A 23954-nucleotide genomic window follows, 5' to 3' on the forward strand; every position below is an offset into this window, starting at 1 on the left:
GCGTCGCTCGAGCGCGTCGCGAACGCCACGGCGATCGACGCCGCCGGGCTCGTCCCGGACCTGGTGTCGTCGAACTCCTGGGTGCAGGTGGTCGAGGAGGTCGAGCCGCTCGAGATGCTCGAGGTCCAGCTGTGCAACTCCACGGCGCCATTCATCCTCATCGCACGGCTGCGCGCCGCCATGCGCGCCTCGACCGCGCGCCGGAAGTACATCGTGAACGTCTCAGCGATGGAGGGTCAGTTCGGCCGCGGCTACAAGGGCCCGGGCCACCCGCACACCAACATGGCCAAGGCGGCCGTCAACATGCTCACGCGCACCTCGTCGCGAGAGATGTTCGAGACCGATCAGATCCTCATGACCTCGGTCGACACCGGCTGGATCACCGACGAGCGCCCCCACACCACCAAGATGCGCCTCGCCGAGGAAGGCTTCCACGCCCCCCTCGACCTGGTCGACGGCGCCGCGCGCGTCTACGACCCGATCGTCATGGGCGAGGCTGGCGAGGACCAGTTCGGCTGCTTCCTCAAGGACTACCAGCCGGCGGCCTGGTAGCTCGCGGCTTCCCCCAGGCCGGCGCCTCCGACCGCCGAGTCAGATAGTTGAGTACCGAGTCCGATAGCACCTCCTATCGGACTCGGTACTCAACTATCGGATTCGGCGGAGCTCGACCTCAGTCCGCGAGCACACCCGCCCGCAGGTGCTCCACGATGCGCACGTCCCCCGTCAGCCACGGCACGTCCATCAGCTCGCCGCGACGCAGCCACCGCAGCTCGTCATGCTCCACCAGAGGCTGCGGCTCGCCGCCGGTCACCCGCGCCACCCACAGTCGCATCACGTGCCGGTCGGTGATGACCCAGGCGCCGTCGTCAGGCCCCACGACCTCGTCCCCGAGCTCGACCTCGACGCCCAGCTCCTCGGACAGCTCGCGGTGCAGGGCCTCGACCGGCGTCTCGCCCGGGTCGACCTTGCCGCCGGGGAACTCCCACATGCCGGCGAGCTCCGCCGGCCGCGAGCGCCGCGCCGCCAACAGGGCCGTGGGCGCGCCGAGGTCGTCCACCAGCGCGGCGGCGACCACGAGCTTGCGTTCCATGGCCGTCATGATGCCAGGTGCGTCAGGCGCCCGGCCCACCCGTGAGCGCCGCGTACTCCTCGGCCGTCAGCACGGGGCCGAGCGTGTCGATCTCCACGCGCACCAGCCAGCCCTCTCCGAACGGGTCCGAGTTGATGGTCTCGGGGGCGTCCGCGAGCGCGGCGTTGACCTCGACGACCGTGCCCGTGACGGGCGAGAACAGCTCGGAGACGGACTTCACGGACTCGACCTCGCCGAACACCGCGCCGGCGGTCAGGCTCGCGCCGACCTCGGGCAGCTCGACGAACACGATGTCGCCGAGCGCCTCGGCGGCCACGGACGTGATGCCGACGGTCGCGGGCGACCCGGAGTCGATCCACTCGTGCTCGGCGGTGTACTGCAGGTCCTCGGGCAGGGCGGCCATGGTGTGCTCCTCAGGCGGTGGGGATGGTGCGGACGTGCTGCGGCTCAGGCTAGTTCGCGCGGCGGTAGAACGGCAGGGGCACCACGCGCACTGGCTCGGTGCGCCCGCGGACGTCCACCGCGAGCTCGGTTCCCGGCTCGGCGTGCGCGGCGTCGACGTACGCGAGCGCGATCGGGTGGCCGAGCGTGGGCGAGGGCGCCCCGGATGTCACACGCCCGACGACGGTGGGCTCGCCGTCGGCTCCCTCCTCACCTGGGGCAGGGACACCGGGGACGACGACGGCGTATCCGGCCCGGGCGGGACGGCGCCCCAGGCCCTGCAGGCCGACGAGCACGCGCGCGGGGGCGTCGCCGTCGAGCTCCGCGCGGGCGTCGCGCGAGGCGCGGTACTCCAGGGCGGCGCGGCCCACGAAGTCGAGCGGCTCGCCGTCGGCCCCCACCTTGTCGAGCTTCACGGTGCGGCCCAGGCCAGCGTCGTACGGGGTGACGTCGCGGCTGAGCTCGTGCCCGTACAGGGGCATGCCGGCCTCGAGGCGCAGCGAGTCGCGCGACGCCAGCCCGGCCGGCACGAGTCCCAGGGGCGTCCCGGCCTCGAGCAGCGCGCGCCACAGCGCGACGGCGTGCTCGGGCTCGACGAACAGCTCGAAGCCGTCCTCGCCCGTGTACCCGGTGCGCGCGAGCAGCGTCTCGACCCCGGCGACCGTCACGGGAACCGCCGCGTAATAGCGCACGCCCCGGACGTCGTCGGCGGCGTCCGCAGCGACGAGCCCCACCAGGATCTCCTCCGCGCGCGGGCCCTGCACGGCGATCAGCGCGAGGGCCGTGCGGTCCACGACACTCGCCGCGAAGCCCGCCGTCCGCTCCTGCAGCTCGCCCAGCACCACGGGGGCGTTCGACGCGTTCGCCACCACCATGAAGCGCTCGGGTTCGAGGCGGTAGACGACGAGGTCGTCGATCACCGTGCCGTCGTCGGCCACGATCATCGTGTACCGCGCCCGGCCGACGCCCACGGCGCTGAGGTTCCCGATCAGCGCGTGATCGAGCGCGGCCGCGGCCTGCGGCCCGACGACGTCGATCTCGCCCATGTGCGACAGGTCGAACAGCCCGGCGGCCTTGCGGACGGCGTGGTGCTCGGCGAGGTCGGAGTCGTAGCGCAGCGGCATCAGCCACCCGCCGAAGCTCGTCATCGCGGCGCCGAGCGCCACGTGCTCGTCGTGCAGCGGGGAGAGCCGGTCCTCAGAAGCAGTCATCACAGGGCACCTTCGGCGTAGGCCTCGATCGGCGGGCAGGAGCACACGAGGTTGCGGTCACCGCGTGCGCCGTCGATCCGGCGCACGGGCGGGAAGTACTTTCCCGCGCGCAGCGACGGCAACGGGTAGCCAGCCTCTTCCCGAGAGTAGGCGTGCGTCCACTCGTCGGCGATCAGGCTGGCCGCGGTGTGCGGGGCGCCGCGCAGCGGGGACTCGGCGGCGGACCAGCGCCCGTCGGCGACGTCCTGGATCTCGCGGCGGATCGCGATCATCGCGTCGACGAACCGGTCGAGCTCCGCGAGGTCCTCGCTCTCGGTCGGCTCGACCATGAGCGTGCCGGGGACGGGGAACGCGAGCGTGGGCGCGTGGAAGCCGTAGTCCATGAGCCGCTTGGCCACGTCCTCGGCCGTCACGCCCGTCTCGGCGGTCAGCGGGCGGATGTCGAGGATGCACTCGTGCGCCACGAGCCCGCCGGGGCCGGTGTAGAGGATCGGGTAGTGGTCCGCGAGGCGCCGCGCGACATAGTTCGCGGTCAGCACGGCCGACGCGGTCGCGGCCGTCAGCCCGTCCGGGCCCATGAGCGCGATGTACGCCCACGGGATCATCAGGATGCCGGCCGAGCCGTAGGGCGCGCCGCTCACGGGCGCCGTGCCCGTGGGCGAGTCCGTCGCCCAGGTGCCCGACGGCGAGGGGTCGCCCGGCAGGTACGGCACAAGGTGCTCGGCCACCGCGACGGGCCCGACGCCGGGGCCCCCGCCGCCGTGCGGGATGCAGAACGTCTTGTGCAGGTTCAGGTGCGAGACGTCGCCGCCGAACTCCCCGGGCTGCGCGAGCCCGACGAGCGCGTTGAGGTTCGCGCCGTCGACGTACACCTGGCCGCCGGCCGCGTGCACGAGCGAGCAGACGTCGCGGACCGTGTCCTCGTACACCCCGTGCGTCGAGGGGTAGGTGATCATGATCGCCGCGACGCGCTCGCCGTGCTCCGCGAGCTTGGCGCGCAGGTCGTCGAGGTCGATCGCGCCGTCGTCGGCCGTCGCTACGACCACCACGCGCAGGCCCACGAGGGCCGCCGAGGCCGCGTTGGTACCGTGGGCCGAGGCGGGGATGAGACAGATATCGCGGGGGGCGGCGCCCGGCTGTGTGCCAGCACGGTGGTACTCGCGGATCGCGAGCAGCCCTGCGTACTCGCCCTGCGAGCCGGCGTTCGGCTGCACGCTTACGGCCGCGTACCCGGTGATCTCCGCGAGCCAGCCCTCGAGCTCGCCGATCAGGCGCGTGTACCCGGCGGCCTGCTCGCGCGGCGCGAACGGGTGGATGTCCGCGAACGCGGACCAGCTCATGGGCTCCATCTGCGTGGTCGCGTTGAGCTTCATGGTGCACGAGCCCAGCGGGATCATCGTGCGGTCGAGCGCGAGGTCCTTGTCGCTCAGCGCCCGCAGGTAGCGCAGCATCGCCGTCTCCGAGCGGTGCGCGTGGAACACCGGGTGGGTGAGGTACTCCGAGGTGCGGCGCAGGGCCTCGGGGAGGGCCGACGTCGTCGGCTCGGTTTCCGAGGCCACCCCAGCCCCGAACGCCTCGAGGACGAGGGCAATCGTCGCGGGCGTCGTCGTCTCGTCGCACGCGACCTGGACGTGGTCGGCGTCGCGGCCAAAGATGTTGATGCCGCGCTCGGCGGCCGCGGCGACGATCGCGTCGGCCCGACCCGGGACGTGCGCGAGGACGGTGTCGAAGAACGCCGCATGCACGACCTCGACGCCGCCCGCGCGCAGCCCGTCCGCGAGCGCCACGGCCCGTGAGTGCACGCGCTCGGCGATCTCCCGCAGGCCGCCGGGCCCGTGGTAGACGGCGTACATGGACGCGACGATCGCGAGCAGGGCCTGCGCGGTGCAGATGTTGCTCGTGGCCTTCTCGCGGCGGATGTGCTGCTCGCGGGTCTGCAGGGCGAGGCGGTAGGCCGTCGCGCCGTCGGCGTCGACGCTCACCCCGACCAGGCGCCCGGGCAGCGTGCGCTCGAGGCCGGAGCGGACCGCGATGTAGCCGGCGTGCGGGCCGCCGTAGAACAGGGGCACCCCGAAGCGCTGGGCCGAGCCGACGGCGAGGTCCGCGCCCTGCTCGCCGGGCGGCGTCAGGAGCGTGAGGGAGAGGAGGTCGGCGGCGACCGTGACGAGGGCGTCGCGGGCCTTGGCCTGGGCGATCAGCGGCGCGAGGTCCCGCACCGCGCCGGATGCGCCGGGCGCCTGCAGCACGACGCCGACGACGTCGCCCTCGACCGCGTCCAGCCCGCCCTCGCCCGTGAGGTCGGCCACGACGAGCGGCAGCCCGAGCGCCTCGGCCCGGCCGCGCGCGACGGCGATCGACTGGGGCAGGCAGTCCGCGTCGACGACGACGACGCCGTCGGCCCGGCCCTTGACCGCGCGGCGCATGAGCAGGATCGCCTCGGCGACCGCGGTGGCCTCGTCGAGCAGGGACGCACCCGCGACGGGCAGGCCCGTGAGGTCGGAGACGACCGTCTGGAAGTTCAGCAGCGCCTCGAGCCGGCCCTGGGAGATCTCCGCCTGGTACGGCGTGTACGCGGTGTACCAGGCGGGGCTCTCGAGCACGTTGCGCCGGATCACCGCGGGCGTGACGGTCGGGTGGTAGCCGAGCCCGATCATCTCCGTGCGGACCGTGTTCATGCCTGCGATCTCCCGCAGCGTCGCGGTGACCTCCTCCTCGGTGCGCCCGGCGGGCAGGTCGAGGGTGCGGTCCAGGCGGATCGACGCCGGCACGGCCGCGTTGACGAGCGCGTCGAGCGAGTCCAGACCGAGCGCGGCGAGCATCGTGGCTCCAGCCGCGTCAGCACCGGGTGTGGCGAGCGATCCGATGTGCCGGCGGACGAAGGGGGGCAGGGTCACGGCAGGCTCCAGGGGGCGAGGCGTCGTCGGGCTGGCGATCCCGGCCTCGCCGGCACCGCGCCCTCCCCGCTCTGTCCTCGGACCCGGAGGTCGACCTGAGAGTTTTCCCCGGGCGCCTAGGCCGGGTTGCCCCTTCGGTGAGGTCCTCCGCCCGGCGATGCCCGACGTCGTCCCTGCTGTTCAGAGTTGCCTCGCCGCGGCGGTATGTGGGCCTGAGAGTTTCCCGGGGAGGGTTTGCTCCGTCGGCGCCCCGTCCGATCTACCAGCGGGGCTCTCCCGCCGCGGTTCGAGCAGCAGGGCCAGCCTAACCCCCGCGTGTGCGGTGGGTCACGACCCGTCCACTACTGCAGCCCGAGCTCCCGGGCGCGGTCGACGGCCTCGGCGCGCGTGGAGACGCCGAGCTTGCGGTACGCGCTGCGCACCTGCGACTTCACCGTGTTGCGGGTGACGAAAAGGCGGCGCGCGATGTCGTCGAGCGTCGTCTCCTCGGTCAGGTGCGCGAGGACGACGCGCTCACGCTTGGTCAGGTCCTCGCGCAGCAGCGGCGCCATCTCGATCGTGGTCATCGTGTCCTCCTGGGTGGTCTCGTTCTCGGTGGGGGTCTTGTGTCCGTCGGCCCCGGCTTCGTCAGCGGAGCCGGCGGGGTTCTGCCTGGTCACACTGGAGAGAGACACGGGGACGGAAGTTATGACGCCAGTTCTCGTCCGCGATTCGCGCATATGCCTGTGAGGTACGGCACGCTAGGGTTTGGGTGCTCTGCCAGGGGGTTGAGCGCGCGGCGGGACGCTCGCCGCGACCGGGAGCACTTCATTCACAAGGGGACCTGTGACCACTGCACCTTCGGGGGATCTCGCGATCTCCACGCGCGGACTGCGCAAGACCTACCGGAGCCTGCGGGGCCGCTCGGTCGCCGTCGAGGGCCTCGACCTCGACGTGCCCTACGGTGGCGTCCACGGCTTCCTCGGCCCCAACGGGTCCGGCAAGACGACGACGATCCGCATGCTGCTCGGGCTCATCCGGCCCGATTCCGGCACCATGACTCTGTTCGGCCAGACCGTGCCGCAGCACCTGCCCGCCGTGATCGGTCGCGTCGGCGCGATCGTCGAGCAGCCCAAGTTCTTCCCGCAGTTCTCGGCGCGCCGCAACCTCGAGCTCCTGGCGGGCGCGATCGGCGCCCCGCCCACCGCCGTCGGGCGCGTCCTGACCGACGTGGGCCTGGCCGACCGCGCCAAGGACTCCTACCGCAGCTACTCGCTCGGCATGAAGCAGCGGCTCGCGATCGCCGCGACGCTGCTCAAGGACCCGGACCTGCTGATCTTCGACGAGCCCACCAACGGCCTCGACCCGGCGGGCATCCGGGAGATCCGCGACACCATGCGCCGCCTGGGCTCCGAGGGCAAGACCGTCCTGGTCTCGAGCCACATCCTCGCGGAGGTCGAGCAGGTCGCGGACACCGTGTCGATCATCGGTCACGGCCGGCTGCTTGCCTCCGGCCGCGTGGACGAGCTCGTCGGCGGGCAGGCCAGCCTCAGCGTCAAGGTCGGCGTCGCCGATGTTCCCGCCGCCCACCAGGTGCTCCAGGCCGCCCAGCTCGACGCCCGCGTCGAGGGCGCCCACCTGCAGGTCCGGGGCGTGGCCGACTCCGCCGACATCACCCGGCTCCTCGCTGCCCAGGGCCTGTACGTCAACGAGCTCGTCCCCCAGCACGCCGACCTCGAGTCCGTGTTCCTCGAGCTCACCGCCGGGCAGGGGCCCGGAACCGTCGCGCCGCCGCACGGACGACACGCCGGCACCGACCATGCCAGCACCGAGGGAGGGGACCTCTGATGCGACTTCTCAAGGTCGAGCTCAAGCGTTTCTGGGCGCGCCGTCTGACGTGGGTCGCGTTCGTGGGCCTCGTGGGGGTCATGATCGTCAGCGCCGTCGGAACCTGGTTCTCACTCGCGCCGCCCAGCGCTGAGGAGCAGCGCTCGCAGGAGGCGAGCTATCGGCAGTACCACGCAGACTGGCAGGCCAACAGCGACGAGTGGTACCAGGAGTGCCTCACCGGCGAGGCCGCGGAGCGCGAGGCGCTCGACGGAGACACCACCGTGGACTGGGGTTGCGAGAGCCAGCTAGTCGAGCCCAAGCCTGAGGACTGGCTGTCGAACTACCCGCCGTACTCGGACGAGGCTGAGCGCGGCGTCGAGGGCTTCGGCACGCTGCTCGGCTTCGTCGCGCTGGCCATCGGGGCAAGCTTCTTCGCCGCCGAGATGGCGAGCGGCGCGATCAGCAACTGGCTGACGTTCGAGCCGCGGCGGACGCGGGTGTACTTCAGCAAGATCGGCGCGACGGCCCTGGGCATCGTGCCCATCGCCGTCGCCACGCTCGCGCTGAGCGTCGCCGGGATGTGGGCTGTGTACGCGGCCCGCGATCTGCTCGGCTCACCGGACGCCGACATGTGGCGGGCCGTCGCCCTGGCGTCGGTGCGCGTCGCTCTGCTGATGATCGCCACGGCCGTCGCGGGGGCTGCACTCGGCGCCCTCACCCGGCACACCGCGGCAGTGATCGGTATCGCTGTGGGGTGGGTCGTCGTCGACCAGATGGTCTTCTTCGGCCTCTTCCCGCGCTTCATGCAGTTGAGCGGCATGATCAACATGGACGCCTGGATCAAGGGCGGGACGACGTACTGGAAGCAGGTGTGCACGGTCGGGTCCGACGGCCGCGTGTGCGACACGGTCGAGACGGCCCTGTCGATGACGCACGGCGGGATCTACCTCGGCGTCCTCACCGCGCTCGTGATCGTCGTCGGCCTCCTGATCTTCCGCCGCCGCGACGTAGCCTGACCAGCCCGCCGACACACCCCGCACCCCCCCGCACCCTCCGCTGAGTGCATGATTTTGGCGGTCTTTTCCCCCGAAGAGACCGCCAAAATCATGCACTCAGCGTTCTTGGTGGGGGTCAGGGGCGAGCGTGCTCGCGCAGGTGGGCGATGATGCCGTCCGTGGCCGCCTCGACCTGGTCGAGGCAGAGCTCGAAGTCCTCGGGGCCGCCGTACCAGGGGTCGGCGACGTCGAGGCTCGACTCGTCGCGTTCGTCCTCGACCCGCGGTGCGTCGGGGTCGAAGCTGCGGAACATGCGCACCGGCGCGTCCGGGTCCAGGCGCCGCAGCGCGCGGGCGTGGGACGCCGTCATCGCCAGCACGAGGTCGCGCTCGGCCAGGTGCGCCGCCTCCACCTGGACCGCGGCCCGGTCGGCGGGGTCGTAGCCGCGCGCCCGCAGCGCACGCACCGCCCGCGGGTCGATCGGGTTGCCCCGCTCCTCGTCGCTCACCCCGGTCGAGTCGACGACGACGTCGTCGCCCAGCCCGGCGGCCTGGAGCCGCTCGCGCAGGACGACCTCGGCCATCGGGGACCGGCAGATGTTGCCCGTGCAGACCATCATTACTCGCTGAACCATGCGACCCATCCTGCCCCGAGAAAAAGGGGTGCCGCCCGTCGAGGCGAGGCGTAGCGTCGGAGTCACACACGAAGGGAGGTGGTCCACGACATGAAGTTCTCTTGGACTTGTGAGGTGGTCGCCGGCTGACTGCCGGTCGAAGACGGTCCGCCAATCCCAGGCGGCCACCGGGACCCGTGGGTGGTGCGACTCGTCCCCGCACTCGTCGGAACCCTCCGACAGCCCACGGGTCTTTTCCTGCCCCGGCGGCCCAGACCCGGACCGCGCGCCGTCAGACCGGAAGCAGCAACACGACGGTCAGTGCGACCGACGCCGCGATCTCGCCGAGGCCGACCTGCAGCGGCGTCGCCGGCCGCCCGGGCATCACGACGGTCCGCACACACAGCGCCACCAGCAGCGCGCCGACGAGCAAGACGCTCCCGTGCCCCGACCACGCGACGAGCCCCGTGCCCGCGAGCGCCAGCACCAGGTGGTACGCCACCGAGGCCCGCCGGTACCCGAGGCTCCCGCGCTCCCGGATCATCGTCTTCACGTACAGCACCGTGCCGAGGAAGTACCCGAGCACCAGCGCGAACACGACCCACGCCCGCCCGTCGACCGGCCCCGCGACGTCCACGGCGACCAGCAGCATGAGCGACGCCGCGAGCACGGTCACCCCGTCGTTCAGCAGCGACCGGTCCCGGCGCTGGTAGGAGCACCACAGGCTCACGACGACGAGCGGCACGAAAGCCGGGACCCACACCACGAGCTCGGGCGCGGTGAGCAGCACCGCCACGCCGCACGGCACGACGGCGATCGAGTACGCCCGCACGGGCGGCCACCACCGCTTCTTGAACCGCGCCCGCAGCCACTGCCCGACCGCGTAGAACGCGAAGTACCCGACGAACCACAGCAGCGCCAGGGGCACGTGTGCCCACACCGGCCCCCCGAGCGCGACGCCGACGACGAGGGGCACCACGAGCATCGCCCACGCCCCGTGCTGGTCAGGCACCCACCCGGGCCCGCGACGTCGTCGGCCACCACGACCCCCGCCATCAGGACGGGCCGAAGGGCGCGCCGAAGGGCGGCGTCCACGCGGGACGCCGCCCTCCCGGGCTGGTGCTGAGGTCAACGGCGCGCCCTCAGAGCAGGACCGACCCGAACAGGAACCCGAAGGCCACCGCGAGCGCGATGTTGATGACGCCGGGCAGCAGGAACGGGTGGTTGAACACGGCCTTGCCGATCCGCGTCGTGCCCGTGTCGTCCATCTCGACCGCGGCGAGCAACGTCGGGTAGGTCGGCAGGATGAACAGCGCGGACACCGCCGGGAACGCGGCGACGGCCGCGGCCGGGGTGACGCCGATCAGCAGGGCCGTCGGCATGAGCGCCTTGGTCGTGGCGGCCTGCGAGTACAGCAGCGCCGACGCGAGCCCGAGCACCACGGCGAGCATCCACGGGAAGTCCGTCAGGACGTCCGAGGCGGCGTTCATGATGGCCTCCTCGTGCGCCTTGACGAAGGTCGTGCCGAGCCAGGCGATTCAGCACGTCGTCGAACTCGCGGGACTTGGCCTCGAACGCCAGGGCCAGCTGTTCGATCTCGCCCTTGAGCTGCTCGACGACGTTGTACACGGCGATGCGGAAGCCGGTGGGGTAGGCGTCGTTGGTCGACTGGCTCTTGTTCACGTGGTCGTTCGGGTTGACGACGTCGTAGCTGCCCTTGGGCAGGCCCAGGTGCTCGAGCGCGAGGTTGGCGATCACCTCGTTCGTGTTCATGTTCACCGAGGTCCCGGCGCCGCCCTGGAAGGCGTCGATGGGGAACTGGTCGAGGCACCGGCCGCGCACCAGGACGTCGTCGCACGCGGCGACGATCGCGTCCGCGACATCGACGGGCAGGGTGCGCATCTCCTTGTTCGTCAGCGCGCAGGCCTTCTTGACCATCACCATCGCGCGGACGAAGTCCGGCGTGTCGCTGATGACGGTCGGGCTGATCCGGAAGTTCTCCATGGCGCGCACAGTGTGGACGCCGTAGTACGCGTCCGCGGGGACTTCCTTGGCCCCGAGCAGATCCTCTTCGATCCTTGTGCCGTTCATGCGTGTGGTGCTCCTTCAGTTCTGAGCCTGGGGACGCCGTCGTCCCCGTGCCCGGTGGTCTCTACGTGCTCCTGCCGCCGCGCCAGACGGCGCGCAGCCGCTCCTTGTTCACCGCGGCGATCGCGGTCAGGGGGATGCCTGCGGGGCAGACCTCGACGCAGGCGCCGAAGCTCGAGCATGGCCCGAAGTCCGTCTCCATCTCGGCAACCATGGCCCGGGCGCGGCGGGTGCGCTCGTGCTTGCCCGTGGGCAGCAGCGCGAGGTGGCTGAGCTTGGCGCCGACGAACAGGTGGCCCGCGCCGTTGGGGCAGGCTGCGACGCACGCGCCGCACCCGATGCAGGCGGCGAAGTCGAGCGCGAGCTCGGCGGCGGCGTGGTCGAGGGCCACAAGGTCGGCGGCCGGCGCGGTGCCGGCGTCGATCGCCACGTGGCCGCCCGCGGCGATCACGCGGTCGAGCGAGGAGCGGTCGACGACGAGGTCGCGGATCACGGGGAACACGGCGGACCGCAGCGGCGCGATGCGCACGCGCTGTCCGTCGGTGTAGCGCGCGAGCCGCTGGTGGCACGAGGGGGTGTTGGCCTGCGCGCCGTGCGGGCGCTCGTCCACGGTGACGCCGCACGAGCCGCAGACGCCCTCGCGGCAGTCGGACTCGAACGCCACCGGGTCGCCGCCGGACTCCACGAGCTGCTCGTTGAGCCGGTCGAGCAGCTCGACGACCGACATCTCCGGCGTCGCGTCGGCCACCTCGTAGGTCTCGTACCGACCTTCCGCGGCAGGGTCCTCCTGCCGCCACACCTCCAGGACGAGTCTCACCGGTAGCTCCTTGTCTGCAGGGGGACGGCGTCGAACGTGAGCGGCTCGTGGTGGCGCACGAACCGTCCGTCGCCAGGGACCTCCCACGCGGAGACGAACGACCACCGCTCGTCGTCGCGCGCGGCCTCGCCGTCGATCTGGTGCTCGCCCCGGAAGTGCGCCCCGCAGGACTCCTCGCGGTCGAGCGCGTCGAGGCACATGAGCTCGGCGAGCTCGAGGTAGTCCGCGACGCGTCCGGCGCGCTCGAGCTCCTGGTTCAGGCGCCTCCCGGTGCCAGGCACCCGGAGGTCCGTCCAGAAGGCGGCGCGCAGCGCGCGGATCTTGTCGATCGCGGTGGTCAGGGAGGCAGCGGTGCGGTGCACGCCGCAGCCGGCGTACAGGATGTCCCCGAGCTCGCGGTGGAACGACGTCGCGCTGCGCGTGCCGCCGACGCCGAGCAGACGGTCGACCCGGGCCCGGGTGCGCGCGAGCGCCTCCTGCACCGCGGGGGCGTCCGCCTCGAGCGGCGTCGATCCCAGGCGCCCGGCGAGGTAGCTCGGCACCGAGTACGGCAGCGTGAACCAGCCGTCGACGGCCGCCGACAGCAGCGAGTTCGCGCCGAGCCGGTTGGCCCCGTGGTAGCCCCACCCGGCTTCGCCGCCCACGAAGAGGCCGGGCAGCGAGGTCATCTGGTCGTAGTCGCTCCACAGGCCGCCCATGGTGAAGTGCGCGCCCGGGGCGATCCGCATGGGCGTGGTGTACGGGTCCTCGCCGGTCGCGTGGGTGTACATCTCGAACAGGTTCCCGTAGCGCTCGGCGATCGCCTGCTTGCCCACGCGCGCGATCGCGTCCCGGAAGTCCAGGTAGACGCTGTTGCGCAGCGGGCCGACGCCGTGGCCGGCCTCGATCTGCTCGGTCGCGTTGCGCGAGGCGACGTCGCGCGGGGTGAGGTTTCCGAACGTCGGGTAGCGCCGCTCGAGGTAGTAGTCGCGCTCGTCCTCGGGGATCTGGTCGGGTGTGCGCTCGTCGCCGGCCTTCGCCGGCACCCAGATGCGTCCGTCGTTGCGCAGCGACTCGCTCATCAGGATCGTCTTGGACTGCCACCGCGAGCTGACCGGCAGCGCCGTGGGGTGGAACTGGATGAACGACGGCGAGGCCATCAGCGCCCCGCGCTGCACCGCGCGCCACGCGGCCGACGCGTTGGAGTTCTTCGCCAGGGTGGAGAAGTAGAAGACGTTGCCGTAGCCGCCCGTCGCGAGGACGACCGCGTGCGCGGTGTGCGCCGTGATCTGGCCGGTCAGCAGGTTCCGCATGACGACGCCCTGCACCTGGCCGTCGGTGACGATGAGGTCGAGCATCTCGTGCCGTGTGCGCAGGGTGACGGTGCCGGCATCGACCTGGCGCAGCAGCGCCTGCGCGCCGGCGACCTGGAGCTGCTGGCCGGTCTGCCCGCGCGTGTAGTAGGTGCGCGAGACCTGGACGCCGCCGAACGAGCGGGTGGCGAGCATCCCGCCGTACTCGCGGGCGAAGGGCGCGCCGATCGCGTTCATGTGGTCGATGACGCGGACGGACTCCTCGCCGAGGCGGTAGGCGTCTGCCTCCCGGCCGCGGAAGTCCCCGCCCTTGACGGTGTCGACGACGAAGCGGTCGATCGAGTCGTTGTCGACCTTGCGCCCGCGCGCCGCGTTGATGCCGCCCTGGGCGGCGACGGAGTGCGCCCGGCGCGGGGCGTCGTGGTAGGTGAAGGCCTCGACCTGGTACCCGAGCTCCCCGAGCGCGGCGGCCGCACCGGACCCGGCGAGGCCGGTCCCGACGACGATCACCTTGAGCTTGCGGCGGTTCGCCGGGTTCACGAGCCGGTACGCGAGCCGACGCCGTTCCCACGCGCTCTGCGGCGGACCGTCGGGGACGTTCGGGTTCAGCGCTCGGCCGCCCTCGACGCCGGGCACCGTGGGCACCGGGACGGTCGTCCCGGCTGTGGTCTCGGGCGTCACCGTCGTCGGGTGCGCGCTCATGAGACGAGACCGGTCAGGACGGCGATCGGTATGCAGATGTTGCCCACGAGGATCGCGAGCGGGACGATCCCCGCGATCGCGTAGCCGACGGCGCGGGCGCGGCGCCCGGTGACCCCGAGGTCCTGGACCACGGTCCACAGCCCGTGCGCGAGGTGCAGAAACAGGGTCAGCAGCGCGACGCAGTACGCGAGCGCCGCCCACGGGCGCTGGAAGCTCGCGACGACGTTCTGGTAGGCGAACGCCTCCTCGGTCGTGACGTGCTGGTAGCCGTCAGCCGCGACCCCGGGGGTGCCGAGCGTGAGGTCCATCAGGTGGAAGATGACGAAGCCGAGGATCACGACGCCGCTGACGGGCATGGTCCGGGCGGCGAACGACCGCGCACCCAGGCGCTGCCGCGGGAACGCCCCCCGTGAGCGCCGCGCACGCGCGGACAGCATGACGGCCGCCCCGACGTGGCCGACGAGCGCCGCCAGCAGCACGATCCGCATGATCCACAGCACGCCTTCCCACGGCAGCAGCGGCTCGAACAGCGTACGGAGCCAGTAGGCGTAGTGGTTCAGACCCTCGGGGCTGATGAAGATCTTCAGGTTGCCGACCATGTGCACGAGCAGGAACAGCGCGAAGATCGACCCGCTCACCGCCATGACGACCTTGAGCGCCCAGGACGGGATGCGCGGCGCTCGCCGCAGCGGCTGGTCCCGCAGGTGCCCGTGCGTCAGTGCGTCGAGGTCAGCGCCCGGAAGGGGGCTGCCTGGTCCTGCGGTCGTGGGTGACATCGCCGTCTCCTTGCCTCGAGAACGACGTTACGAGGCCCGCGGCAGGTGCACGTGGGCCTTCCTACCCCCTCTAGGCAGGACCGATGTCCCCAATCGGGCGATACCGACGCTGGCAGCGCAGCTCGAGGTGGGCACCGAGGAGGCCGACGGCGCCGGCGCCCAGACCGAACGCCCACCCGATCGGCGCCCACCCCGTGACGACGGTCCCGAGCGCCCCGGGGAGGACGGCCCCGACGACGAGCGCGGCCGTCCGCGACCACCGTCCCGCGCTGCGCACGAGCAGCCACACCACGACGCCGACCGCAGCCCCGACCACGAGCGCCGGTGGCCACAGCCAGAGGAGCAGCCCCCACACGATGGACTCCCAGACGATCTCCGCCCACAGGCCCTCGTGGTCCGGGCCGGCGAGCCCGATGACGAGGAGCACCGCCCACACCGTCGCCACCACCATGCCGAGGCCGGCGGCGGCCGCGGCCCGGCGCAGCACACGGCCCAGGCGCTCCGGCCGCGCGGACCGGTCGGGTCCGCCAGGCCGGGCGACTGTCATCCGAGCTCGAGCGCGGAGGTCGCCTGGGCGAGCGCGTCCAGGACGGCGGACACCGCGGGGCGCGGCTCGTGCTTGGTCTGGCGGTGCCGCGCCATGATCCGGCGGGCGCCGAGGCCGGGCAGGGGCACCACCTGGACGCCGTCGGGCACCCCGTGCTGCAGGGCGAGCGCGGGGAGCAGGGCGACGCCCTCGCCCGCCGCCACGAGGGAGAGCGCGACGCCGAAGTCGTAGAAGTAGTGCCGCTCGCGCATCGTGATCCGGAACGTCTCCGCCATGCGCCGCGCCGCGCGCGCGGCCGCGGTGTCCGGGTCAGCCGCGATCCAGGTGGCGTCGGCGACGTCGTGCAGGGTCGCGGGGACCGGCATGGTCGCGGGGGTGACGAGACGCCACGGCTCGTCCAGGAGGGGGACGTCGCGCTGGCCGCGGGGCGGCGCGTGCTCGGTGTCCGCGTCGATCTCGTGCAGCGCGATGTCGAGGTCGCCGGCACGCAGCGCGCGCATGGCCTCCTGCTCCTCGTGCTCGACGACCTCGACCTCGATGCCCGGGTGCGTCTCCTTGAGGAGCGCGAGCGCAGGCACGAGGATCCCGATGATCACGGTGGGGAAGGCGCCGATCGCGACGGGGCCGGCGATGTCGTCGTCGAGCGCGGTGATCTGCTTCTTCGCGGCCACCAGCTCCGCCTCGATGCGCTCGGCGGCCTCGGCCAGCATGCGCCCCACCGGCGTCAGGGTGACGCCCCGCGGCCCGCGGTCGAGGACCTGCACGCCCTCCTCCGCCTCGAGGCGCGCGATCTGCTGGGACACCGCGGACGGCGTCACCTTGAGCAGGTCCGCCGCGGCCAGCACGCCCCCGGACCGGTGCACGGCGAGCAGGTACGCGAGTCGCCGGGGGTCGATGGCCATGGCCGCAAGACTAGTGGTCCGCTGCGGGAAGGATCTGGCCGGCGTCTCGGTTCTACCGTCCGGCCCCACCGTCGTGGCCGGACCCCCGACCTGCGACGAGACGGACCCCATGACCGACCTGTTCAGCCCCGCGACCTTCGGCGCCCTCACGCTCGCCAACCGCATCGTCATGGCCCCCCTGACCCGCATGCGGTCCGGCGCTGCCGGGATCCCGGGCGACATCGTCGTCGAGCACTACCGCCAGCGCGCCAGCGTGGGTCTGATCGTGAGCGAGGGCACGTACCCCGCGCACGAGGGGCAGGGCTTCGTGGGCCAGCCCGGCCTGGTCGAGGCCGAGCAGTTCGCCGGGTGGCGCCGCGTGACCGACGCCGTGCATGCGGAGGGCGGCCAGATCGTCGCGCAGGTGATGCACGCCGGGCGCGTGAGCCACCCGGACATCAACGGTGGCCGCACCGTCGTCGGCCCGAGCGCGATCGCGATCCAGGGCGAGACGCACGGCCCTGCCGGCAAGGTCGCCTACCCGGTGCCCGAGGCGCTCTCGGCCGACGGGGTGCGCGGCGTGGTCGACGCGTTCGTCACCGCCTCACGCGACGCCGTCGAGGTCGCCGGGTTCGACGGCGTGGAGATCCACAGCGCCAACGGCTACCTGCTGCACGAGTTCCTGTCGCCCGCCGCGAACGTGCGCGAGGACGGCTACGGCGGCTCGCCCGAGAACCGCGCGCGGCTCGTCGTCGAGGTCGTGACCGCCGTGGCGCGGGCGATCGGCGCGGACCGCGTCGGCCTGCGGATCTCGCCCGCCCACAACATCCAGGACGCCCTCGAGACCGACGACGCGGACGTCGCCGCGACGTACGGAGCGCTCGTCGACCAGATCGCCCCGCTCGGGCTCGCCTACCTGAGCGTGCTCCACCGGGAGCCGGCCGGCCCGCTCGTCGCGGACCTGCGGGCCCGGTTCGGCGGCGCCGTGATCGTGAACTCCGGCTTCGGCGTCGTGACCACCAAGGACGAGGCCGCTGCGCTCCTGGCCGCCGGGCACGGCGACGCGGTCGCCGTCGGTCGGCCCGTGCTGGCCAACCCCGACCTCGTCCGCCGCTGGCGCGAGGACCACCCGCTGAACCCGGTGGACCAGGCGACCGTGTACGCGCCCGGACCCGAGGGCTACATCGACTACCCCACGATCGACGAGGCGCCGCTGTCCGCGTGAGCTGAGGCCGGGCCTGTCTGTCCGTCAGGTGGCGAGAGCGAGCCGCTGCCCGACGGCGGACAGGAGCGTCCCCACCTCGCACCGGCGCGCCACGGCGCACGCGCAGAGCGCCAGGCTCGCCGCGCGCAGGTAGTAGCCCAACGCACCCATCCCCGCGGCAGGGTCGGCCCCGATCTGGTCGACGAGCGTCGGCGGGAGCTGGCTCGACCCGCGCAGCGCCAGCGCCTCGTCGAGAGCGCGCGCCATCGACACGGCGCCGGGCAGGACCGCCGCGTAGTCGGCGTCGGCCTGGTCCCGCGTCTGGGCGAGCGCGTCGTCGAACGACGGGTAGGCGCCGACCGTCGCCGCGTCCTGGGCGAAGATGTGCCAGATGGTCCGGCTGGAGGCGAGGAGGCAGAGGCGCTCCTCCACGGGTTCCCCGGCGAAGTCGCCGAGCAGGGACGGCATCATGTCCGGCGCGAGGATGAAGCTCGTGAGCATGCCGAACGAACGGCGGACGTGCTCGCCGTCGACCACCACGTGCAGGGCGTCGGCCATGGTCCCTCCTCGCTCGACAGGTCCATCATCGCGCTGCGCGCCACGCCCCGCACGGCGAGGATCGAGACACCTCGGGCAACGGTGTCAGCACCGTCAAGATCCGGTGCGATAACGCGCGGCGGCGGTCGGCCATCCCCGCGTCTCCGCCAAGCCGGAACCGCCGTTCAACCATGAAGTAGCGCTGAACGCCGGCTACAGAGTTGTTCTATTGTGCTAAACCCCGGAGGGGGTTCACCATGGAGCCGTTCCTCCTTGGCGCAGCCCACTCAGAACCCCTTTTCGGAGCAGATCACGATGTTCGCCGCACCCGAGCTTCTCGCCGCCGTCACCGGCTGGGCCGGAGCTCTCTCAGGTCTGGTCGCCTACGGCGGCCTCACGGCCAAGCGGATCAGCCCGGACACCCTGCTATACCAAGGGCTCACGCTGGGTGGGGCTGCGCTCATGGGGATCTCCGCGACCCTCTACGGCGCAGTGCCCTCCGCTGTCGTGAACGCGATCTGGGTCGTGATCGGCACCTACGGCATCCTTGCGATCGTGCGCGCCCGCCGGGCCTCGGGCACCGTCGTGTCCCTCGACGCCACCGTTTCCCTCGAGCTCGCGGCCGCTGTCGAGCTCCCCGCCGATGTCCTGGACCCGACCAACGGAGACACCCAGCCGGACGCGGTCAAGGCAGAGACCATGGCCGCCGAGGCCGCGGCGCTGGCCGACGCCGACCGCACGGACATCGCCCTCGCCGCCTGACGCTCGGCGCGGCTCACCCCGGTCCGGACGATCACGTCGTCTGCAGCAGCAGAACCGCTGCGACCGCGAGCGCGGCCCCCGCCTCGCTCACCGCGACCTCCGTCGACGTGGCTCCCCGGCGCGGCAGCACCGCGGCACGCATGACCAGCGCCCCGAACAGCAGCACGAGGCTCACCGGATGGAACACCCGCGTCGACATCGCGACCACCCGCATGAGCACGAGGGCCACGGCGTGAAAGCCGATCGACGCCGCGTACAGTCGCGGTCCCCGCTCCGCGAGCATCGTCGAGACGTACAGGACGGTGCCGAACGAGTAGGCGAGCACGACGGCGAACGCGACCCAGACCGTCATGCCCACCCCGTGCATCGCGACGAGGGCGCCTGGCGCCCCCGCGTCGAACGCCACCGGGAGCATCAGGCTGGCCGCGAGGACCGCGCCCCCGCCGTCGACGACGCTGCCCGCACGGCCGCGGTGGACCGCCCCCAGGCTCACGGCGACCAGGGACGCGAAGGCCGGGAGCCACAGCGCGAGCAGCGGTTCCTGGACGAGGACGACGACGCCGGCCCCGGCCGCCACCGCCGCATACGTGTAGAAGGGTCTCGTCACCCGCTCGGCGCGCGGCGTCCCGAGCCACCCACGGGCCGCCTCGAACGCGAGGAACCCCGCGACCCAGGCGATCGTGAGCGGCGCATGCACGGGCTGCCATCCGGCGATCGTCACGCCGACGACCAGCGGGACCGCGAGCAGCGCCCACGCGCCGTGCCGGCTCGGCAGCCACCCCGAGCTGACGTGCCGCGGCGCAGGGGTCGCCGGAGACAGCTCGAGGGTGGTCATCCCTCGATCGTGGCACCGCGACAGCACCGCTACCAGAAGATCGGGGTCAAATCTGTCGCTTCGCTCACGATTTCACCCGCAGAACCCCTCACAGCGGACAGGTCGCGGCAGCCATCGCCTAAGTTGAGAGAACAAGCCGATCCCAGGAGCCTGACGTGGCCATCCTCGACGTCCTCGCGTCGTCCCCCCTCCTCACCATCTTCGTCGTCGTCGCGCTCGGCACCGCCCTCGGCGCGGTCCCGTTCGGCCCGCTGCGCTTCGGCGCGTCAGGAGCCCTGTTCGTCGGACTGGCCGTCGGCGCCACCGACGCGCGCCTGGGGGAGAACCTCGCGCTCCTGCAGTCGCTCGGGCTCGCGCTGTTCGTCTACACCGTGGGCCTCGCGGCCGGCAGCACGTTCTTCCGCGACCTGCGGCGCCAGCTGCCGCTCATGGCCGCCACCGTCCTCGCAATCCTCGCCTCCGCAGGCGTCGCCATCGGGCTCGGAAAGGTGTTCGAGCTCAGCCCGGCCCTCGTCGCCGGGACCTACACTGGCGCGCTGACCTCCACGCCTGCCCTCGCCGCGGCCCAGGCGGCGGCGGACAGTCCTGAGACGGCCGTCGGCTACTCGCTGGGCTACCCGGTCGCAGTGGTCCTGGCGATCCTGGTGGTCTCTGCCGTCGTCGGGCAACGCTGGCCCGCCCGCAAGGACCCGCGTCCCGCCGCAGGGCTCGGCCTCGAGGCCGTGACGGCGCAGGTCGACCGCGAGGTGCAGCTGCGGGACGTTCCCGGCTTCGGGCAGAAGATCCGCCTGTCGTACCTCGCGCGCGACGGCCGCACCCGTGTGATCACCCCGGACGAGACGTTGCGCCCCGGAGACCAGGTGGTCGTCGTCGGCCCCCAAGACGACGTGCACGCGGCCGTGGCGAGCCTCGGTCACCTGCTCGACGACCACCTGGCGCACAACCGCACCGTGGTCGACTTCCGGCGCTTCGTCGTCTCCAACCGGCGCGTCGCCGGGCGCAGCGTCGCCGAGCTCGACTTCCCCGGCCGGTTCGGCGGTGTCATCACCCGGGTGCGCCGCGGGGACCTCGACCTGCTGGGCGCCGACGACCTCACGCTCGAGCTCGGCGACCGCGTGCTCGCCGTCGTGCCGCGCGACGAGCTGACGGCCGTGTCCCGGTTCCTGGGCGACTCCGAGCGGCGCGTGTCCGAGATCGACGCCCTCACCGTCGGGATCGGCATGGCGCTCGGGCTCGCGCTCGGTCTCGTGACGATCCCGCTGCCCGGCGGGGCGAGCTTCGCGCTCGGCGCCGCCGCGGGGCCTCTGCTCATCGGCATGGTGCTCGGCGGGCTGGAACGGACCGGGCCGGTCGTGTGGGGCATGCCGCACGCCGCGAACCTCACGATCCGCCAGCTCGGCCTGCTGTTCTTCCTCGCCGCCGTCGGCCTCGCCTCCGGTCAGGACTTCGTCGCCCAGGCATGGACCACGACCGGTCTCATGGTCGTCGTCACGGCCGCCGCGGTCGTCGGCGTCGCTGCACTCGTGCTGCTGTGGACGGCGCGCCGGATCGGCGTCAGCGCTCCCCGGGCGTCGGGCGGCTTTGCCGGGATGCTCGGCCAGCCGGCCATCCTCGCCTACGCGGGCGAGCGGGTGGTCGACGAGCGGATCGAGTCCGGGTACGCCGCGACCTTCGCCCTCGGCATCATCGTGAAGATTCTGCTGGTCCAGCTGATCGTCGCGGTGTAGCTGGCGCGGTACGGCGACCGTTCAGGCGCCGCGACCGTTCCACAGCGGGACCGGGGCGCCACGCAGACCGAGCTCCGCGCCGACGGGCGCGACGAAGATCCGGCCCGCGTCCGGCAGGGCCTCGCGATCGTCCGCGTCCAGCCCTTCGCGCCCCGTCGTGATGACCAGGACGTCGAGGTCCGGCCCGACGAACGCGACCGACGTCGTCGCGGGGATGCCCGTGACCACCGTGTGCAGCACCTCGCCCTCGGGGCTGACGCAGCGCACCTCACCCGTGCCGTAGAGCGCGACCCAGAGGTTGCCGTCGCTGTCGAGGCAGAGGCCGTCGGGCTTGCCGTCCTCGAACCGGACCACCTCGCGGCGCGGGCCGACCTCGCCGGTCTCGGCGTCGTAGGCGCGCGCCCGGATCACGTCGGCCTCGGTGTCCGCGGAGTAGAAGGTGCCGTCCGGCGTCCACGCGAGGCCGTTGGACAGCTGGAGGTCGTCGTCGAGCGTCGTCAGGGACCCGTCGTCCTCGAGCCGCACGAGCACCTCCGAGCCGGTGGGACCGTCGAGGGCCAGCGTGCCCACGAGCATCCGGCCTGCGGGGTCGCAGGCGCCGTCGTTGAGGCGTCGCTCCTCGGTCGGGTCGAGCACGTCCACGGCGGGCCGCACGGTCCCGTCCGGCTCGACGACGACGAGCGCGGACCTCGCACCGACGAGGAGGCGGCCGTCGGCGTCGGGGACGACGAGCGTCGCGAACTCGCCGATCGCGTGCGTCTCGTCCGTCGTGATCGTCACGCGTGCGGTGTCCGCCGTCCCCGTGAGCGACGTGCCGTCCGGGGTCAGCGTGCCCAGGTCGACGCGCCCGGCGTGCACGTTGCCGGAGGGGATGTCGACCCAGAGCAGGCGGTCGCGGTCAGCGTCCCAGAACGGGCCCTCGCCGAGCTCGAAGACGTCCGTGCTGGCCGGCAACGCGAAGATCGTGGTCATCGCTCCATCGTGGTGCGCCGCTCGGACCGCGGCAACCGCGTCTCGCGGCGTCCCGCGAGCCCGGCCAGCACGCCAGCGGCGGCGAGCGCGAGCACGAGGAGTCCCGTGATCGCGATCCACGAGCCGCGGGACGGCACCGGGCAGCCCGCCGGTGCGCGGTCAACACTGCGCCGGCCAGATCTCGGGAGCACCTCTGCACGCCAGCGCCGTGCACAAGTCCTCCGAACTTCGCCCGGACGCACAGAACCCCGGCTCGGACGAGGTCCGGACCGGGGTTCTGTCTGCGTGCGTGAGGGGGGACTTGAACCCCCACGCCCTTGCGGGCACTGGCACCTGAAGCCAGCGCGTCTGCCATTCCGCCACTCACGCATGCTCTTCACGAGCGCAGTGAAGGCTAGCACGCACGCCAGACCTTCCCCAAACCTCACCGACTTCCCCCGGTGGAACACCACCTCAGGACCGGTACCTGCGGCTACGATCGGTGAGGCGGGCGCCATGTGCGTCATGCTGCTGTGCGCTCCGACCACGGGGCGCACAGGAACCGGGGGCCGACCGGGGGTCAGAAGGAGGTGTGGGCATGGGCGTCTTGGACAAGTTCGAGAAGGGCGTCGAGCGCGTCATGAACAACGCGTTCGCTCGGGTGTTCCGCAGCGAGCTCAAGCCCGTCGAGCTCGCGAGCGCCCTGCGCCGAGAGGTCGACGACCGCGCCGCCGCGGTCGACCGCGACCGCACCGTCGTGCCCAACGAGTTCACCATCCAGCTCTCGCCGGACGACTTCGCCCAGGTCGAGGGCTGGGGCGCGGAGCCGATGGCCGACGAGTTCGCGGCCAACGTCACCGAGTACGCAGCCTCCCAGCACTACGCGTTCGTCGGGCCGGTGACGGTGACCTTCGAGGAACGCACCGACCTGGAGCCGGGCCGGTACCAGCTGCGCTCGCGCAGCACCCGGGGCAACGTCGCCCCGCCGTCGGCCGCCCCCAGCTCCCGCCACCCGCTCGTCGACATCGACGGCCAGCGCTATCTGCTCACCGGGCCAGTCACCGTGATCGGGCGAGGCTCCGAGGCCGACATCGTGGTGGACGACCCCGGGGTCTCCCGCAAGCACCTCGAGATCCGCATCACGGGCGATGGCGTCGTCGCCACCGACCTCGGCTCGACCAACGGGCTGTACGTCGAGGGCCACCAGGTCCCCGCCGCCACGCTGCTCGACGGGAACTCCCTGACCATCGGGCGCACCCGCATCCTGTTCTGGACCGGCGCCGAGTCGGACGAGAGGTGACCGGCCCCCGATGAGCGAGCTGACGATCACCCTGCTCCGGCTGGGCTACCTGGTCCTGCTGTGGGTCTTCGTGCTGGCCGCCATCGGCGTGCTGCGCAAGGACATCTACGGCACCCGCATCACCCCGCGGCTCGCGGGCCGCAGCACCGGGACGCCAGCGCCGTCGTCGCCCGGGCGCTCCACGCGACCCACGCGGCTCGTCGTGACGGACGGCTCCCTGACCGGCACCACCCTCCCGCTGACGAGCTCCGCGATCCTCATCGGCCGCGCCCCGGCCTGCACCCTCGTGCTCGACGACGACTACTCGTCCTCGCGGCACGCGCGTATCTTCCCCCAGGGCGAGCAGTGGGTCGTCGAGGACCTCGGCTCCACGAACGGCACGTACATCGGCGAGCAGCGGCTCGCAGAACCGACGATCCTGCCCGCCGGCACCCCCGTGCGCATCGGTCAGACCGTCCTCGAGCTCCAGAGGTAACCCGGCC

The 23954-nt window shown here is 72.5% G+C and carries 25 protein-coding genes, 1 tRNA gene, 1 pseudogene and 1 riboswitch; of the genes and pseudogenes, 8 read left to right on the plus strand and 19 right to left on the minus strand.

Annotated features, from left to right (window positions below):
- Nucleotides 1-552: Rossmann-fold NAD(P)-binding domain-containing protein (locus tag BMZ30_RS12090; protein WP_483299155.1), on the plus strand; the 552-nt coding region annotated here is incomplete at its 5' end.
- 118 nt (nucleotides 553-670) lie between these two features.
- Here BMZ30_RS12090 and BMZ30_RS12095 read toward each other — a convergent pair.
- From BMZ30_RS12095 to BMZ30_RS12115, 5 genes are all read right to left on the minus strand, one after another.
- Complete coding sequence (locus BMZ30_RS12095; protein ID WP_093379590.1) at nucleotides 671-1090, minus strand: (deoxy)nucleoside triphosphate pyrophosphohydrolase; 420 nt, start codon at nucleotides 1088-1090, stop codon at nucleotides 671-673.
- 22 nt (nucleotides 1091-1112) lie between these two features.
- Nucleotides 1113-1493 (minus strand): glycine cleavage system protein GcvH, encoded by a 381-nt coding sequence (gene gcvH, locus BMZ30_RS12100; RefSeq protein WP_093379259.1) that lies wholly within the window; start codon nucleotides 1491-1493, stop codon nucleotides 1113-1115.
- Between the two features lie 49 nt (nucleotides 1494-1542).
- On the minus strand, nucleotides 1543-2742 hold the full coding sequence (gene gcvT, locus BMZ30_RS12105) for a glycine cleavage system aminomethyltransferase GcvT (protein WP_093379262.1): 1200 nt from the start codon (nucleotides 2740-2742) through the stop codon (nucleotides 1543-1545).
- Nucleotides 2742-5636, minus strand: a complete 2895-nt coding sequence (gene gcvP, locus BMZ30_RS12110; protein ID WP_093379265.1) for an aminomethyl-transferring glycine dehydrogenase — start codon at nucleotides 5634-5636, stop codon at nucleotides 2742-2744. The genes gcvT and gcvP overlap by 1 nt, the downstream gene beginning before the upstream one ends.
- Nucleotides 5637-5826: 190 nt before the next feature.
- A riboswitch (glycine riboswitch) is annotated at nucleotides 5827-5925 on the minus strand.
- Between the two features lie 52 nt (nucleotides 5926-5977).
- The gene (locus BMZ30_RS12115) at nucleotides 5978-6310 is read right to left on the minus strand and encodes a response regulator transcription factor (protein WP_308430757.1); all 333 of its coding nucleotides are present in this window, start codon (nucleotides 6308-6310) and stop codon (nucleotides 5978-5980) included.
- 151 nt (nucleotides 6311-6461) lie between these two features.
- On the opposite strand from BMZ30_RS12115, the gene BMZ30_RS12120 reads away from it, so the two are divergent.
- Nucleotides 6462-7463 (plus strand): ABC transporter ATP-binding protein, encoded by a 1002-nt coding sequence (locus BMZ30_RS12120; RefSeq protein WP_093379268.1) that lies wholly within the window; start codon nucleotides 6462-6464, stop codon nucleotides 7461-7463.
- On the plus strand, nucleotides 7463-8461 hold the full coding sequence (locus tag BMZ30_RS12125) for an ABC transporter permease subunit (RefSeq protein WP_093379270.1): 999 nt from the start codon (nucleotides 7463-7465) through the stop codon (nucleotides 8459-8461). The genes BMZ30_RS12120 and BMZ30_RS12125 overlap by 1 nt, the downstream gene beginning before the upstream one ends.
- A gap of 115 nt (nucleotides 8462-8576) precedes the next feature.
- Here the strand turns inward: BMZ30_RS12125 and BMZ30_RS12130 are convergent, their stop codons facing one another.
- The 9 genes and pseudogenes from BMZ30_RS12130 to BMZ30_RS12170 form a co-directional block, all read right to left on the minus strand.
- Nucleotides 8577-9074: a low molecular weight protein-tyrosine-phosphatase gene (locus BMZ30_RS12130; protein WP_093379273.1), complete on the minus strand. Its 498-nt coding sequence runs from the start codon at nucleotides 9072-9074 to the stop codon at nucleotides 8577-8579.
- Nucleotides 9075-9345: 271 nt separating this feature from the next.
- Entirely contained in the window at nucleotides 9346-10065 is a 720-nt protein-coding gene (locus BMZ30_RS12135) for a YwiC-like family protein (protein ID WP_229828403.1), read from the minus strand.
- Between the two features lie 130 nt (nucleotides 10066-10195).
- Nucleotides 10196-10591 (minus strand): anaerobic C4-dicarboxylate transporter family protein, encoded by a 396-nt coding sequence (locus BMZ30_RS12140; RefSeq protein ID WP_425307153.1) that lies wholly within the window; start codon nucleotides 10589-10591, stop codon nucleotides 10196-10198.
- Nucleotides 10592-10652: 61 nt separating this feature from the next.
- A pseudogene (locus tag BMZ30_RS12145) lies at nucleotides 10653-11144 on the minus strand (lyase family protein); the annotation flags it as partial.
- 61 nt (nucleotides 11145-11205) lie between these two features.
- Nucleotides 11206-11958, minus strand: coding sequence for a succinate dehydrogenase/fumarate reductase iron-sulfur subunit (locus BMZ30_RS12150; RefSeq protein ID WP_093379279.1), 753 nt, complete (start codon nucleotides 11956-11958; stop codon nucleotides 11206-11208).
- Nucleotides 11955-13952 (minus strand): fumarate reductase/succinate dehydrogenase flavoprotein subunit, encoded by a 1998-nt coding sequence (locus tag BMZ30_RS12155; protein WP_093379282.1) that lies wholly within the window; start codon nucleotides 13950-13952, stop codon nucleotides 11955-11957. Before BMZ30_RS12155 ends, BMZ30_RS12150 begins: the two co-directional genes overlap by 4 nt.
- Nucleotides 13949-14728 carry a succinate dehydrogenase cytochrome b subunit gene (locus BMZ30_RS12160; protein ID WP_219810226.1) on the minus strand — a complete coding sequence of 260 codons (780 nt, stop codon included), beginning with the start codon at nucleotides 14726-14728 and terminating at the stop codon, nucleotides 13949-13951. The genes BMZ30_RS12155 and BMZ30_RS12160 overlap by 4 nt, the downstream gene beginning before the upstream one ends.
- Nucleotides 14729-14798: 70 nt before the next feature.
- Nucleotides 14799-15275: a hypothetical protein gene (locus BMZ30_RS12165; protein WP_093379284.1), complete on the minus strand. Its 477-nt coding sequence runs from the start codon at nucleotides 15273-15275 to the stop codon at nucleotides 14799-14801.
- Complete coding sequence (locus BMZ30_RS12170) at nucleotides 15272-16177, minus strand: LysR family transcriptional regulator (RefSeq protein WP_093379287.1); 906 nt, start codon at nucleotides 16175-16177, stop codon at nucleotides 15272-15274. The genes BMZ30_RS12165 and BMZ30_RS12170 overlap by 4 nt, the downstream gene beginning before the upstream one ends.
- A 109-nt stretch (nucleotides 16178-16286) precedes the next feature.
- On the opposite strand from BMZ30_RS12170, the gene BMZ30_RS12175 reads away from it, so the two are divergent.
- Nucleotides 16287-17381: an alkene reductase gene (locus BMZ30_RS12175; protein WP_093379290.1), complete on the plus strand. Its 1095-nt coding sequence runs from the start codon at nucleotides 16287-16289 to the stop codon at nucleotides 17379-17381.
- A gap of 24 nt (nucleotides 17382-17405) precedes the next feature.
- Here the strand turns inward: BMZ30_RS12175 and BMZ30_RS12180 are convergent, their stop codons facing one another.
- Entirely contained in the window at nucleotides 17406-17918 is a 513-nt protein-coding gene (locus BMZ30_RS12180) for a hypothetical protein (RefSeq protein WP_093379292.1), read from the minus strand.
- A gap of 294 nt (nucleotides 17919-18212) precedes the next feature.
- On the opposite strand from BMZ30_RS12180, the gene BMZ30_RS12185 reads away from it, so the two are divergent.
- Nucleotides 18213-18659, plus strand: a complete 447-nt coding sequence (locus BMZ30_RS12185) for a CBU_0592 family membrane protein (protein ID WP_143073203.1) — start codon at nucleotides 18213-18215, stop codon at nucleotides 18657-18659.
- 31 nt (nucleotides 18660-18690) lie between these two features.
- On the opposite strand, the gene BMZ30_RS12190 is transcribed toward BMZ30_RS12185, so the two are convergent.
- Nucleotides 18691-19494, minus strand: a complete 804-nt coding sequence (locus BMZ30_RS12190; protein ID WP_093379298.1) for a YwiC-like family protein — start codon at nucleotides 19492-19494, stop codon at nucleotides 18691-18693.
- Nucleotides 19495-19649: 155 nt separating this feature from the next.
- Between BMZ30_RS12190 and BMZ30_RS12195 the strand changes: the two genes are divergently transcribed.
- The gene (locus BMZ30_RS12195; protein ID WP_229828405.1) at nucleotides 19650-21221 is read left to right on the plus strand and encodes an aspartate:alanine exchanger family transporter; all 1572 of its coding nucleotides are present in this window, start codon (nucleotides 19650-19652) and stop codon (nucleotides 21219-21221) included.
- A gap of 21 nt (nucleotides 21222-21242) precedes the next feature.
- Here the strand turns inward: BMZ30_RS12195 and BMZ30_RS12200 are convergent, their stop codons facing one another.
- The 3 genes from BMZ30_RS12200 to BMZ30_RS12205 form a co-directional block, all read right to left on the minus strand.
- Complete coding sequence (locus BMZ30_RS12200) at nucleotides 21243-22193, minus strand: SMP-30/gluconolactonase/LRE family protein (RefSeq protein ID WP_093379301.1); 951 nt, start codon at nucleotides 22191-22193, stop codon at nucleotides 21243-21245.
- Nucleotides 22190-22330, minus strand: a complete 141-nt coding sequence (locus tag BMZ30_RS13795; protein ID WP_177191370.1) for a hypothetical protein — start codon at nucleotides 22328-22330, stop codon at nucleotides 22190-22192. The genes BMZ30_RS12200 and BMZ30_RS13795 overlap by 4 nt, the downstream gene beginning before the upstream one ends.
- Nucleotides 22331-22479: 149 nt before the next feature.
- A tRNA-Leu gene (locus BMZ30_RS12205) sits at nucleotides 22480-22562 on the minus strand.
- A gap of 208 nt (nucleotides 22563-22770) precedes the next feature.
- Between BMZ30_RS12205 and BMZ30_RS12210 the strand changes: the two genes are divergently transcribed.
- Nucleotides 22771-23472 (plus strand): FHA domain-containing protein, encoded by a 702-nt coding sequence (locus BMZ30_RS12210; RefSeq protein WP_093379304.1) that lies wholly within the window; start codon nucleotides 22771-22773, stop codon nucleotides 23470-23472.
- 10 nt (nucleotides 23473-23482) lie between these two features.
- Nucleotides 23483-23947 (plus strand): FHA domain-containing protein FhaB/FipA, encoded by a 465-nt coding sequence (locus tag BMZ30_RS12215; RefSeq protein WP_093379307.1) that lies wholly within the window; start codon nucleotides 23483-23485, stop codon nucleotides 23945-23947.
- The last annotated feature ends 7 nt before the right edge of the window (nucleotides 23948-23954 follow it).

Source organism: Flavimobilis marinus (assembly GCF_900113055.1).
GTDB lineage: Bacteria > Actinomycetota > Actinomycetes > Actinomycetales > Cellulomonadaceae > Flavimobilis > Flavimobilis marinus.